We start from the raw sequence: 14036 nt of genomic DNA, 5'->3' as shown, positions 1-14036 counted from the left end.
GCAGCCCACCAGCGCGGAGCTGCTGTGGATACTGGATATCTACGGTTTCATGATCGCCGGCTTTCTGGTGACCATGGGCACGCTGGGCGACCGTATTGGCCGGCGGCGCTTGCTGCTGACCGGTGCCACCGCCTTTGGTATTGCCTCTGCCATGGCAGCCTTTGCGACCAGCGCAGAAATGCTGATTGCCACCCGCGCCCTGCTCGGCATTGCCGGGGCCACGTTGATGCCGTCCACCCTGTCGCTGCTGCGCAACATGTTCCAGGTCGAGCGTGAGCGCACCCTGGCCATTACCGTCTGGATGACCGGTTTTATTGTCGGCAGCGCCATCGGCCCCTTGGTCGGCGGGGCATTGCTGGAATTTTTCTGGTGGGGTTCGGTGTTCCTGCTCGGCGTGCCGGTGATGGTGCTCTTACTGATCTGCGGCCCCCTGTTGCTACCAGAGTTCCGGGATGAAGAAGCCGGCGCCCAGGACTGGACCAGCGCCCTGCTGTCTGTGGCCATGGTACTGGCCGTGATTTATGGCCTGAAAGATATGGCGCGCAACGGCATCGCGGTGATCCCGCTGCTGTCCATAGCGGCGGGATTGCTCGTCGGGGTGATTTTCGTCCGCCGCCAGCAGCGCTTGCCTAATCCCATGTTTGATATGGCGCTGTTCGCCAACCGCACCTTCAGCACCTCCGTGGCCGCCATGCTGCTAACCATCCTGGCGCTATCCGGTGCCTGGCTGATGGTCTTTCAGTACCTGCAAGGCGTGCTGGATTTGTCACCGCTGGAGTCCGGGCTGGTGATGCTGCCGCCTGCCGTGCTGCAAACCGCCGCCTCGTTACTGGTACCAAGGCTGGCGGGGCGGTTGCCCCACTGGAAGCTGGTCAGCGCCGGGTTGGTGATGGCGGCGATCGGTCTGCTACTCATGCTGCCGGTACAAAACCCGTCACACATTCCCTTGCTGATTGCAGGCATGACCATCATGGGCATTGGGGTGATGCCGATGATGATTCTCGGCACGGACATGGTGGTCAGTGCTGCCCCGGCCCGTAAAGCCGGTGCCGCCTCCGCTACGTCGGAAACGGCTACCGAGCTGGGCATGGCACTGGGCATTGCCGTGATTGGCAGTATTGGTGCCGCGCTCTATCGCAGCCACATGTTGACGGCCATGCCCAAAGGGCTAACCGATACGATGGCACTGGCAGCAGGCGATACACTGGGTGGAGCCATTGGTGCCGCCGCCCAGCTGCCGGCAGAAGTCGCTCAGCCGCTGATGGCGGCAGCCAAAACCGGCTTCAATCTGGCGCTGCATGCCAATGCGGCCATTGGTGCAGCCATACTGACGGTAACGGCGATCGGCGTTGTGGTGATGCTCCACAAGACGCCAGACAACGACAATCACGACGAACAGACGGCATCCGGAAACGCCCCTTCCCAGGGGTAATGCTGTTCACTTAAGAGAAGCCGCACGGAGCCAACAGCGTCGTCATGCCAGCATAACTTTCCAGCAATCCCGAAAGTTGAGGGAGTTGAGGGAAGCGATGTTTACATCGCGAAGGCCTCAGGTCCAAGTGAACGGCATCCCCCGCCCAGGGGGTTATTTCACCCGATCGATGATAACGCGGGTTTCACCCCTACCCTGAGCCTGACCGAAGGCGGCCACCAGAGTGGGGCCTTCAGCCAGGCGTACCTGCTGGCGCACGTGATGTCGCGTTTGCGACTCTGGCCGATAGGCAATATCCAGCGCGAACCCATGCTCTCCACGGCGCTGGACATCAATGCGGTAGCCCTCTCCTGCCGCCTGCCAGCGGCGCCGCCCCTTTCCTTTTCCCACGCTGTCATAAAGGCGGATTGTCCAGTCAAGTCCACCGTCTTCCCTGGTGACCTCGCTCACGCGAAGTCCATTGTCAGGCACGCCCACCCGATCCAGCAGAAACACATGAAAGGCACTGGCGATTGCCACCATACACACCACAGCACTGAGCCAGAGCCGCCACCCCATTCGCATCACTGTCCTGCCTCCCCCATTGCGGCCCTACCGTTTATCCCTTGATTGTTTCAATTACGTATCTGACTGTCACAGTGTAATTGTAATTCAGTGGCAACAGGCGTTTAGTAGACGTCAGGACCATGGATAAAGGTGATATAACAATGAAAATGCACATCATGCCCGTCCGCCGCAATCTGAAATTTCATGTGCCGGACAACGCCGTTCTCGACTGGCACGACAAGGGCCCGGGCATCTCCCAGTTCTTCAACACCCTCTCGCTGTTTTTCCCGGAGGGCGAGCGCTTCTTCATCAATAGCGTGCGCAAATACCGCGACCAGATCGACGATCCTGAATTGCAGGAAGCCGTCCGTAATTTTATCGGCCAGGAAGCCATGCACGGCCGTGAACATGAGGATTACAACCAGAAAATGGTGAAGGCCGGTCTGCCTGTGGACAAGCAGGAAGCCATTGTCACCCGGCTACTGGATCTGATTTCTCACCGCTTGCCCGATGCCATGCAGCTCTCCGCCACTGTCGCCCTGGAACATCTCACCGCGATCCTGGCAGATGTGTTACTGCGCGAACCCGAGTTGATTGATGGTTCTGACCCGCAATACCAGAAACTGTGGCACTGGCATGCGCTGGAAGAAACCGAACACAAGGCGGTGGCCTTTGATGTCTTCATCACGGTTTTCGGCCGGGGCTTCAAGTCCTGGTTACTACGCGCCAGCGGGCTGGTGATGGCTACGGTAATTTTCTTCTCGCTGTTTTACCCGTTCTATGTGATCAATATGTATAAAACGGGCAAGTTGTTCAGCCTGAAAGACTGGTGGATGTCATTCAAATTCCAGTGGCTCAAACCCGGCGGGTTACGGCGGGTGATTATTCCCTGGCTGGATTGGTTCAAACCCGGTTTCCACCCCTGGGACCACGATAACAGGGAGTTTCTGGCAGAGATGGACGGACTGATCGGTGATGTGGATGGCTACAGCAAGGACAGCGCCGCGTAAAAGCACTTGCATAAGCTCTCCAGATACTCCCATAAAAAGCCCCGCTCATGGCGGGGCTTTTTTTATGGTTCTTCGCAGAGTTGTCGTTATTGCAGCATCTCTTTTTAGGGATTGTCAGGGCTATCATTCAGGCAATAACCGGGTAATGCATTTTGCGCAGAGAACATGGCGGCCAAGGTTTTCAGGTTTTGAATGCAAGCGTGCATCGTCGGGCATCCGGCGTCCAGCGGTTACATATGAATGCCGCACTCGGTTTTCTTGTTGCCTTTCCAGCGCCCTTCACGGCCTTCGCCCTTGAAGGTGCAGTGGCTGCAGCCGATGGAATCAAACCCTTGCGCCACCAGAGGGTGGAACGGCAGGTCGTGCTCCTTGATGTAAGCGTCACGCTCTTCCTTGGTGACATCAATCATCGGGTTGAACTTGATCATGCCCCGGCGCTCTTCAAACACTTCCAGGCCGGCACGGTGTTCGGTCTGCCACCCCATCAGGCTGGAAATCCACAGATCATAGTTTCCCTTGGCTTCTTCCAGCGGGTTGACCTTGTTCACCTGGCAGCACAGATCCGGGTCGGTTTCCCACATGCGGTTTTCCTGGGAGACCTGATGGTGATCCGGGTCCGGTGTCACATCGACTACCTGCAGACCGAATTTCTCGACCAGATAATCCCGGTACTTCAAGGTATCCGCAAAGTGGTAGCCGGTATCGATAAAATGCACCGGCTGCTCAGGACGGATGGTCGAAATAATGTGCAGAAAGTACGCAGAGGTGGCCGCAAAGGACGAGGTCACCATGATGCGATCCGGCGGAAAATCCTCGTAGACACGACGAATGCGCTCCGCAAAGCTCAGCGGGCGATAAACACGGTTCAGCTCCTCCAGCGCCTCTTTGGAGAGGCCGGCGGTATTGTCACCAAAACGTGTAATCAGCTGTGCACTACCCATGATCTACAGCACCTCAAACGGGAATGTCGAGGTGCCATGATAGGAATTCGCGGAAGAATATAAAGGAATATATGGTGATACTTTTATAACAAAACGGGATATGGGCGACATGGGCCGGCCCCAGGCCGCCACCGTCGCCCCACCCCGTGGCAAGCCATCAGAACGAGTAATTAAGACCCAACCCGATCAGCTCCTGCTTGCCGAAATCGTTGTCGACCAGGCGCAGATACTCGACATTCAGCGTGGAGTGCTGGCCCACGCCCAGATCGATGCCGCCCCCGTAAGAACTGCCATCGTCCCGTTGGGTGGTCCCATTGATATCATTTTCCACATAACCATACCCACCGATCAGGTACGGCTGCACCGGCCCTTCCAGAGGCGGGGTCAACCGCGCATAGGCGCCGTAGAAAAAGTCGTTTTCCACATCGATATTGCGATAGGAATCATCGCTCAAGCCGGCCCCCAGACGCAGTTCCGCGCTGACCAGTTCGTGCAGTACCATGCCGCCACGCACCGTCAGCGCGCTGAGTTGCGCATCGCTGACCGCACCGCGATCAATTTTCATCAGGTTGACCTGGGCCCCAGCATACATTTCAGCCTGCACCGCCACGGCGCCTGCCAGCAATCCGACTGACACTGCACCACGCGCGATGTTGCGGGCAGACAAAGGGAATGAACTCAGCATCCTGCTCTCCTCGTTATGATTGTTATAGACCGCTAGTCTCAGATTCGTAGCGCTCCTGCCCCTTATTGAAACGATTAACCGCCTGAATTGAAAGCACTGTCTGAACTCAACAGCGCGCTGGATCCACACCGCATACGCGAACTGCTTCACTGTGAATCACGATTTAACATTTCAGGCCGAACTTACACGCTGACGGCGGTCGGAGTTTCCAGTGCCGCCGTAATTTGGCTTCGGCCATTTTCCGGTAACACCGTAATCCCCGGCAGTTTCGGGGCGATTGACAAGGAGATGAAGCATGAGCAAACGGATGATGGCGCTCGGCGCCCTGATGATTTCCGCCACCTTCACTGGCACGGTAGCCGCACAGCAACCCGGTGCACCCGCGTCACAAACCCCGCAGGCCCAGCAGCAGCAACAGATGCAGCAACAGCAAATGCAGCAGCTGCCCAAGGCATCTGAGTTCAGTGACAAACAGCTAGATGCGTTTGCCGATGCGCAGAAGGACATGTCCGGCATCCAGCAGAAATATGCCAAGGAACTGCAGGCCAAAAAAGACAAGCCTGAAGAAGCCATGAAAGTGCAGAAGGAAGCACAGGAAAAAATGGTGGAAGCCGTGAAGGACAGTGGCCTGGAATTGCGCACCTATAACCAGATTGCCCAACTGGCCCAATACGATGCGGACTTCCGCACGCGCATTCAGGAAAAAATGTAACCCTGAGCGCAGCAAAACGCACAACGCCGGCATTTGCCGGCGTTGTTGTTTCTATAAGGTACTAATGCCTCAGGCGGACCTCAGAAGTTGGTTACCACACCCAACCAGTAACGTCGGCCATCTTCCACATAGCCGTATTCTTCATAGAAGATTTCCTTGTCGGCCAGGTTATAAATGCCTGTGTTGAGTTTGGTCTGCGGTGTCAGCTGAAAACCAACCCCCGCATCCACCAGCGTATTCGACGGCGCAATAATAGCGCTGCTGGACGGCCCCGTGGTCGGCTGGCTTTCCTCGCCGCGATAGCGCACCGTCGCCCAGGGCGACACGGTATCTGTCGCTTGCCAGTCCACGTTCAGGCTGGCCAGATGTTCCGGCAGCTGAGTCAACGGCTCGCCTTTGTATTCCCCGGATTTCTGTTCGGAATCGGTATAGGTATAGCTCAGGTTGATGGACACCACCCGCGCCAACGTGGTGGACAACGCCGCTTCCACCCCCTGGGTTTCCGCTTCATCCACATTTACCCGGTAGGTAGGATCGGAACCGAACTGGTTCGGACCGTCCGGGCAGATGCTGATGGGGCAGGTAATACGGGTAATCTTGTCCTTGAAGTCGTTATGGAACACGGTCACGTTAGCCATCAGCGCCCGGCCAGCGTTGAAGTACAGGCCCAACTCCTGGTTAATCGAGGTTTCCGGTTCCAGGTCCGGGTTACCATAGATGTTACCGCCACGGCTTACCTGCCCCCAATCCGGCGTTAGTTCACGCAGCGACGGAGAGCGGAAACCGCTGGAGACACCCCCCTTCACAGTCCATCGCGGGCTGAATCCCCACACACCATACAGGCGCGGACTAACATGGGTGCCGAAATTCTCATCATCATCCATGCGGGCCCCCGCAGTGACCGAGAAAGTATCAGTCAGCATCCACTCATCTTCCGCAAACAGGGCGTACTTGGATGACTCAATGTTAGTGCGATCGGAGATCCGGTTGGAGGTTTTGTCGTCCAGCTTCTCTTCCGTGAAATCGGCGCCTACCGTCACCATATGATTACCCATGGGCATCACCAGCGCCGTCTTGGCATTGGTATTGGTGATGGTCATTTCGCGGCTTTCGTTTTCCGCCTTTTCACGCTGCACATAGGTATCGGAGGTACCGATAGCCCAGCGGCCAGTGTGGGTCAGCGCGAAAGATTCACGGTTATGGTCACTAAAGCTGTCGGTACAGCCACCGCGACAACCGGTGGACGCAGCGCTACGCCCCATCAGCCCCTGGCGGCTGTCCTGGGTACGGGTCGCCTCCACGGAGAAATCATGATTATCCGTGGGCGTCAGGCTTAATTTCGCAGTCAGGTTGCGCAGGTCTTTCTGTTCGTAGCCATCCACAAACAGGTCTTCCTGGCGATTATAAAAACCGCCATAGACTTGCAGGCCGAGCAGGTCTTCTTTCAAGGGGCCGCTCAGGCTGAAGTTGCCCTGCTGGCTATCGCCGGAGCGCGAATCATCCTGGATGATGGCGTCCAGCTGTACAGAACCGCCCCACTCTTTCTCAACCTTGCGGGTAATAATGTTGACCACCCCGCCCATGGCATCAGAGCCATACAGGGTGGACATGGGACCACGCACCACTTCGATACGCTCAATGCTCTGCAGCGGCGGCAGCCAGCTCTGCTCGAACCCGGCGCTGCCGTTGGGACGGCTTTCCCGGGTGGACACCGGCTTGCCGTCGACCATGATCAGGGTGTACGAGGACGGCATGCCGCGAATCACGATATCGTTACCGCGATCACCGGAACCACCACCGGTGACAATCACGCCCGGGACATCACGCAAGGCGTCCGTGGTGTCCTGGTAGAAGCGCTCTTCGATCTGCTCCCGGTCAATCACACTGATCGACGCCGGCGCATCTTCCACCTGCTGAACATAACCACCCGCCGTGACTGACACTTGCCCCAGCTCGTGCACCTCATCGTCTGCCCAACCGGCGCCACTGGCAGCCGCCAGTGCCAACGCCAAAGTCCCCAAACGCATTCCCATGGTCTTTACTCCTCAAAGGTAAGCAACAACATCAAACCGGAGTGCAAACCGCCCCCTTTCACCGCGCGGCCCGGCAGGCCAGCGGCGAAGAATCGATGCAGATCCCCCGGAAAACAGGCCATACAAGGCCCGGGAAGCAGTAATGAATCCACTTCACGAAACGGAATGATATTGATTCTTATTTGTAACGAAAGGAGATTTACAATTTATACAAGTGGCGGGGCGGGCAGGCGCAAATGCACACACAGGCCAGGGGTGCCGTTGTGTGCCCACAGTTCACCGCCCAGCCGCTCCACCGCACGCCGGGCAATGCTCAATCCCAGCCCGAAGCCGCTACGGTCAGCCCGAGCGGCGTCCAGACGGACAAAGGGGGCAAAGATTCGGTCGAGCTTGTCGTCCGGCACCCCCGGCCCCTGATCCACTACCTGCAGGTGCCAGGTTCCCTCTTCCCATTGCCCAAGCAATTGCACGGTCCCCTGCTCCGGGGAATGGCGAATGGCATTGCGGACCAGGTTCTCAAACACCTGGGCCAACACATTCAGGTTGCCGTACACCAACGCATCGTCCGGCAGCGCGCAGGGGAAACGACGCTTGTCCCAGCCGCTTTCAAACGCCGCATTTTCAACAATCATGTCCCACAGCGCCGTTAGCGACAGAGATTCCAGGCCGGAGGTGCCGGTGTCGGTGTCCTGCCACCCCAGCGCCAGGGTGTCATCGACCAGGGTGCGCATGTGGTGCAGCTCCTGGTCCACCCGCTGACGCAGTTCGGCCTCGCTCATGTCACTTTCCAGTGCCACGGACAAACGACTCAAGGGGGTGCGCAATTCATGGGACATGTCATTGAGCAGCTGGCGCTGGGTATCCAGCATCCCGGACACCTGTTCCGCCATATGATTGAAACTGCGGGCCAGCTCCCCGAACTCATCCCCGCGTGTTGCCAGCGGGCCGGTCACACGTGCCTGGGTATCATCCTTGAAGCCCAGCACTTGCGCCTGCAGGGCTTTCAAGGGCACACGAGCACGCCAGAACAACAGCCCACCCAGCAGGAACGCAGACAACGTGGGCATCCCCACCAGCAGCAGATTTTCGACCCATGGCCAGTAGGTGCCCGGGCGCAAACGGGGAGGCAACTGCATCAGCAAGCTGCCCTGTTCCGGCGCGACGGGAAACGGCACGCCCAGGTAGGGCATCTTTTTGCCGTAACGAAAACTCATGCGGCTATCCACGCCACGCTGAAAGCGCAACCCGGCCCGTTCCTGCTCGGTCAACGGAACACTGCTCAGCGACTGGTCTGTGGCACTGATAACAGCGATATCACCCGCTTCACGGCTCCTCATGTCCGCCAGCCACTGATCGACTCCTGCCTGGCCGCCGGTCAACCAGGCCTGCTCCGCCGCCGCCGCATAACCTTGCATAATGGCAATCGCCTGCTGGTTCAGCCGCTGGGCATCATCGCGCAGGACACCGGTAATGCGCGTGCCTGCCACCATGGTAGTCACCGCAACAACCACCAGAACCAGCGCCAGGCGCCAAAGAAGGGAATAGCGTTTCAACATCACAGAGCGTCGGTGATCAGGGTATAGCCCTGTCCCCAGACTGTTCGCACCGCGGACTCCGGAGCGCCGGCATCGCGCAGCTTGCGCCGCACATGACTGATGTGCAGATCCAGGCTACGGTCATGGCGACCGCAACCGCGGTGTAATACCGCCTGGTAGAGGAACGGCTTACTGAGCACCGTATCACGATGTTCCAGCAATACTTGCAGCAAACGGAATTCGGTATTGGTGAGGCCCAGATTCGTGTGCCGATAAAGCGCCACCAGGTCATGGTCACGCAGCACCAGCTTGCCCACGGATTCCAGCCCTTCGTCTTCCGGTCGGACACGTTCCAGCGCCACCCGGCGCAACACCGCATCCACCCGCACCGCCAATTCGGCCATGCTGAACGGCTTGGGGAGGTAATCATCCGCCCCGTTGATGAGGCCTTGAATGCGCGCCTGTTCATCGCCCAACGCAGACACCACAATCACCGGCACCGGGCTTTGCTGACGCAGGGCGTTAAGCAACTCGAGCCCATTGAGTCCCGGCAACAGGATATCCAGCAACACCAGGTCATAATCGCCGGAGGCCGCAGCCTCCAGGCCCGCAGGCCCATCCGAACACTGCGATACCAGGTAGTGACGCTCTGAAAAGTAGTCGTGCAGATGGCCGCTGAGTACCGAATCATCTTCGATAACCAGCAAGCGTGCGGGAATTTGAGCAATGGCATTCATTCACGAATGATAAGAATTATCATTTATCTAGGCCAGCTTTTTTTGAACAGAATTCAGGCAACCCGCCAGTCATTACATTCTTTACGAAGATAGCAGTATTTAAACATAACCATTCTCATTAACATCTCTCCCTCTGTTGTGAATGACCTGAGCTCCACCGTGAATAAAAAACGCAAAGCCTTCTGGCTGAAACAACTCCACCAGTGGCACTGGGTGACCTCTGCGATCTGCCTGATCAGCCTGGTGTTGTTCAGCCTGACCGGCATTACCCTCAACCACGCCAGCCAGATCAGCGCCGATCCGGTCATCCGCGAACATCAGGGTGAGCTACCCGCCGAGCTGTTATCCGAGCTTGCGGAGCAAAAGAGCGGCCAGCTGCCCACCGCCGTCCAGCAATGGCTGGCGCAGAAAATGGATTTGCTGCACACCCGCGGGGAACCGGAATGGGCCGCCGACGAAATCTACCTGCCTATGCCACGCCCCGGCGGGGATGCCTGGCTCGCCATTGATATGACTAACGGTACGGTAATCGCAGAAACCACGGACCGGGGCTGGATCGCCTTTTTCAATGACCTGCACAAAGGCCGCCACACCGGCACCGTGTGGATCTGGTTTATCGATATTTTTGCCGTGGCCAGCCTGCTTTTCGCGTTCACCGGCCTGGGCCTGATGATGCTTCACGCCAAACGGCGCCCGGCCACTTGGCCGGTCACCGTGGCCGGGCTGGTGCTGCCCTGGCTGTTGATCGTGTTTTTCATGCACTAAACACCGCCATGTAAGACAAGAAAGGACCTTCCCATGCGTTTGCGTTACCTCACTCTGCTCCCCCTGCTAACCAGCCAGGCCCTCGCGGATACCTTTTCGGTGGACGTGGAAGTCCCCCGCAAGCGCGTGGCCGAATACCACGCCCCCTATGTGGCCTTCTGGGTGGAAAACGCCGATCGCAGCACCCTGGAACCGCTGGGGCTGTGGTACGACGACCAGGAAAAATGGCTCAAGGATATCCGCCAGTGGTGGCGACGCACCGGTCGCAGCCAGTCCGCCCCCTATGACGGCCTCACCGGCGCCACCCGCTCACCGGGCACGCACACCGTGGATTTCAGCAAACTGGACGCCCTGCAATCGCTGCCTGCGGGTGAGTACACCCTGGTAGTGGAAGCCGCCCGGGAAGTGGGGGGCCGCGAAGTGGTGAAACTGCCCTTCCGGTGGCCAGCCGAAGAAACACCGCAGCAGCAACAGGTTAAAGGCACCGACGAACTGGGCACCGTGACCCTGACCGTCTCTCAATAACACCGACTACTCAAGGAGCACCACCATGATCCGAGTCCGTTTCCATCAAGCCGCGCTGGCCGCCCTGGTGCTGACCACCGCCCTGCCCGCCCAGGCCCACAAGCTGTGGCTACTGCCCAGCCACACCACGGTGTCCGAGCCTCAGTGGATTACCGTGGACGCCAGCATTTCCAATGAAATCTTCGGTTTCGAGCGGGCCTACCCCGTCGACGGTCTGCAAGTCACCGGCCCGGACGGCAAGCCCGCCACCGTGGACAACGCCACCAAAATGCACACCCGCAGCGTGTTTGACGTGCAGCTGGAACAGGAAGGCAGCTACCGGATCAGCGTGGCCCAGCCCGGCTATTTTGTATCCTATAAAGTGGATGGCGAACGCCAGCGCAACCGGGGTAGAGACGCTGACAAGCTGCTGGCAGAGCTGCCCAAAGGCGCCACTGACGTCAAATTGCTGGAAGTGCTCAACCGCCTGGAAACCTATGCCACCCTGGGCGCGCCCAATAAAACCGGCCTGAAACCCACCGGCAAAGGCCTGGAGCTGGAACTGCTGACTCACCCCAATGACCTCTACGCTGGCGAAACCGCCCAGTGGAAACTGCTGCTGGACGGCGAACCGGCTGCCGGCATCAAGGTGGAACTGGTTCCCGGCGGCACCCGCTACCGTGACAGCCAGGAAGACTGGTCCGTCACCAGCGATGACAAGGGCATCGTCAACATTCAGTGGCCCGCCGCCGGCCGCTATTTCCTGGAAGCCGGCACCGGCGACAAGAACGTCAGCAACCCCAAAGCCGCTGAACGCTACCTGCAGTATCTGGGCACCGTTGAAGTCCTGCCCATGTAAGCCCGCTCAGACGTCGCCCGGCCCGGCAGGGCCGGGCGACATCTTCCCCGCCAGCCCTGTCATTCCGTACCATTACCCCCTTCACCTCGCACGAATTCCCGCGCTGACGCCCCGTAAACCACCCGCCCTGCCCGCTTTCGTTCCTCCCGGGTAATTGGCGAAAAAACGTGCAATTCTCCCGTTACCTGCGTATACTTCGCGCCCTCGCCGACCCTCACTCGGCCCCTCCCCCTAATCCATAGGTACTACATGTCAGATTCCCGTTCCGGGTTCGCCTCTTTAGGCCTGCCCGAGGTTCTGCTCACTGCGATCGCCCGTCAGGGCTTCGAGCAGCCTTCGCCGATTCAGGCGCAAGCCATCCCGCTGTTGCTGGATGGACACGATCTTCTGGGCCAGGCACAAACCGGCACAGGTAAAACGGCTGCGTTTTCATTGCCCCTTTTGGCCCGTCTGGATCCGACCCTGCGTGAACCGCAGATGCTGATCCTGGCCCCTACCCGCGAGCTGGCTATCCAGGTCGCCACTGCGTGTGAAGAATTTGCCAAAGACATTAAAGGTCTGCAGGTTCTGCCCATTTACGGCGGCGGTGAATACCGCACCCAGCTGAAAGGCCTGCGCGGCGGCGCCCAGGTTATTGTCGGCACCCCCGGTCGCGTCATGGATCACATGGAACGCGGCTCCATGAAACTGAACAACCTGAAAGCCCTGGTGCTGGATGAAGCCGATGAAATGCTCCGCATGGGCTTCATCGACGATGTGAAATGGGTACTCGAACGTACTCCCGATGACTGCCAGCTGGCGCTGTTCTCCGCCACCATGCCGCCGGTTATTCGCAAGGTTGCCGACCAGCACCTCAAGCAACCCAAACTGGTTCGCATCGACAATGGCGGCGCCACCACCGGCACCACCATTCGCCAACGCTACTGGCCGGTGGCCGGGCTGAACAAGCTCGACGCCGTATGCCGGATTCTGGAAGCCGAAGAACACGATGCCGTGCTGGTTTTCGTGCGCACCAAGCAGGCCACCCTGGAACTGGCTGAGCAGCTGAACCGTCGCGGCCTGCGTGCCGAAGCCCTGAACGGCGATATTCCCCAGCAGCAGCGGGAAAAAACCGTACAGCGCCTGAAAGACAAGCGTTTTGACCTGCTGATCGCCACCGACGTGGTCGCTCGCGGTCTGGACGTGCCGCGGATCACCCACGTGGTGAACTACGACATGCCCGGCGACCCGGAAGCCTACGTACACCGCATTGGCCGTACCGGCCGTGCCGGTCGCCAGGGTGACGCCATCCTGTTTGTGGCCCGTCGCGAACAACACGTGCTGCGTCAGATCGAGCGCATTACCCGTCAGAGCATCGAAAAGATGGCGCTGCCGTCCGTGGATGACCTGAATGCCAAGCGCATTGCCCGCTTCCAGGAACAGCTGGCCGGGTTCACCTCTGGAGCCAACGTTGATGAAGCCCGCGCGCTGGTCAACCAGCTGCGTGACGCCATGGACATCAGCGACAACGACATGGCGGCCGCCCTGGCCACCATGATGTTCAAGCGTGAGCCGCTGATTCTGAAAGAACCGAAAATGGTGAAAGAGCCGCGCCGTCGCGAATCCGCCCATGCGGGCAGTCGCCGGGAAGGCAACCCTCGCCACCGCAACGACAAGGGTCGCAGCGACAAGACCATGCGCCGCTACCGGATCAAGGTCGGCCACGACCACGGTGTGAAGCCGGGCAACATCGTTGGCGCCATTGCCAACGAAGCCAAACTGCCCAGCCGCCTGATCGGCCCGATCAAGATCCACCAGGACCACAGCACCGTGGAACTGCCGGAAGATCTGTCGCCGAAGCAGCTGCACGTGATCCGCACCGCGCGGGTCTGCCAGCAGGCCCTGGATCTGGAAATGGTGTAAGAAGAGACGCAGCACGCTTCACGCAACACGCTGCAACACGAAGGTCGTTAATTCGTGATTGAGAGGCCCAGCTGAGCGTTGAGTTCTCTACAAAAAAACCGCGCCCGAAGGGGTGCGGTTTTTTTGTGGCTTCTAGCTTCTAGCTTTGATCGTCCTCCGGACGATGTCCTCGCTTCGCTCGGTTCGCACCCTAAACGGTGCTTGTATGTTTGAATGCTCTTCCTGCAACCATGCAGGACTTGCCGGGGTGGAGGGACCAAAGGAGCATCTGACCCAAGGGTACAGACGGTAGGAGATTTGGCCCCACCCCGCACCTATTCATACGCCGATAAAGAATCCATCGGCTGAGTTGCACCTCAGACCGACGATACCTAG

The 14036-nt window shown here is 58.8% G+C and carries 13 protein-coding genes; 7 read left to right on the top strand and 6 right to left on the bottom strand.

The window, feature by feature from the left end:
- Positions 1-1432 (top strand): MFS transporter (locus A3754_RS15810; RefSeq protein WP_063520479.1); only part of this gene is annotated, 1432 nt, incomplete at its 5' end.
- Between the two features lie 153 nt (positions 1433-1585).
- On the opposite strand, the gene A3754_RS15805 is transcribed toward A3754_RS15810, so the two are convergent.
- Positions 1586-1990: a hypothetical protein gene (locus A3754_RS15805; protein WP_063520478.1), complete on the bottom strand. Its 405-nt coding sequence runs from the start codon at positions 1988-1990 to the stop codon at positions 1586-1588.
- 149 nt (positions 1991-2139) lie between these two features.
- On the opposite strand from A3754_RS15805, the gene A3754_RS15800 reads away from it, so the two are divergent.
- On the top strand, positions 2140-2988 hold the full coding sequence (locus A3754_RS15800; protein WP_063520477.1) for a metal-dependent hydrolase: 849 nt from the start codon (positions 2140-2142) through the stop codon (positions 2986-2988).
- A gap of 230 nt (positions 2989-3218) precedes the next feature.
- Here A3754_RS15800 and A3754_RS15795 read toward each other — a convergent pair whose 3' ends face one another.
- Complete coding sequence (locus A3754_RS15795; protein ID WP_063520476.1) at positions 3219-3929, bottom strand: phosphoadenylyl-sulfate reductase; 711 nt, start codon at positions 3927-3929, stop codon at positions 3219-3221.
- Between the two features lie 157 nt (positions 3930-4086).
- Positions 4087-4614 carry an outer membrane beta-barrel protein gene (locus A3754_RS15790; protein WP_063520475.1) on the bottom strand — a complete coding sequence of 176 codons (528 nt, stop codon included), beginning with the start codon at positions 4612-4614 and terminating at the stop codon, positions 4087-4089.
- 295 nt (positions 4615-4909) lie between these two features.
- Between A3754_RS15790 and A3754_RS15785 the strand changes: the two genes are divergently transcribed.
- The gene (locus tag A3754_RS15785) at positions 4910-5326 is read left to right on the top strand and encodes a DUF4168 domain-containing protein (protein ID WP_063520474.1); all 417 of its coding nucleotides are present in this window, start codon (positions 4910-4912) and stop codon (positions 5324-5326) included.
- Between the two features lie 80 nt (positions 5327-5406).
- Here A3754_RS15785 and A3754_RS15780 read toward each other — a convergent pair whose 3' ends face one another.
- The 3 genes from A3754_RS15780 to A3754_RS15770 all read right to left on the bottom strand — a co-directional run bounded on the left by A3754_RS15780 (position 5407) and on the right by A3754_RS15770 (position 9631).
- A complete protein-coding gene (locus A3754_RS15780) occupies positions 5407-7353 on the bottom strand; it encodes a ligand-gated channel protein (protein WP_063520473.1) in 1947 nt (648 codons plus the stop codon).
- 212 nt (positions 7354-7565) lie between these two features.
- Complete coding sequence (locus A3754_RS15775) at positions 7566-8915, bottom strand: sensor histidine kinase (protein WP_063520472.1); 1350 nt, start codon at positions 8913-8915, stop codon at positions 7566-7568.
- Complete coding sequence (locus tag A3754_RS15770) at positions 8915-9631, bottom strand: response regulator transcription factor (protein ID WP_063520471.1); 717 nt, start codon at positions 9629-9631, stop codon at positions 8915-8917. The genes A3754_RS15775 and A3754_RS15770 overlap by 1 nt, the downstream gene beginning before the upstream one ends.
- Positions 9632-9790: 159 nt before the next feature.
- On the opposite strand from A3754_RS15770, the gene A3754_RS15765 reads away from it, so the two are divergent.
- The 4 genes from A3754_RS15765 (at position 9791) to A3754_RS15750 (ending at position 13661) form a co-directional block, all read left to right on the top strand.
- The gene (locus tag A3754_RS15765; RefSeq protein ID WP_063520470.1) at positions 9791-10396 is read left to right on the top strand and encodes a PepSY-associated TM helix domain-containing protein; all 606 of its coding nucleotides are present in this window, start codon (positions 9791-9793) and stop codon (positions 10394-10396) included.
- A 33-nt stretch (positions 10397-10429) separates the two neighbouring features.
- Positions 10430-10921, top strand: coding sequence for a DUF2271 domain-containing protein (locus tag A3754_RS15760; RefSeq protein ID WP_063520469.1), 492 nt, complete (start codon positions 10430-10432; stop codon positions 10919-10921).
- 25 nt (positions 10922-10946) lie between these two features.
- Positions 10947-11759, top strand: a complete 813-nt coding sequence (locus tag A3754_RS15755) for a DUF4198 domain-containing protein (protein ID WP_063520468.1) — start codon at positions 10947-10949, stop codon at positions 11757-11759.
- A gap of 249 nt (positions 11760-12008) precedes the next feature.
- Positions 12009-13661, top strand: a complete 1653-nt coding sequence (locus A3754_RS15750) for a DEAD/DEAH box helicase (RefSeq protein ID WP_063520467.1) — start codon at positions 12009-12011, stop codon at positions 13659-13661.
- The last annotated feature ends 375 nt before the right edge of the window (positions 13662-14036 follow it).

Source organism: Alcanivorax sp. HI0083 (assembly GCF_001635175.1).
Note: the sequence above shows the minus strand (reverse complement) of the source record. Positions and strands in the feature narration are given on the sequence as shown.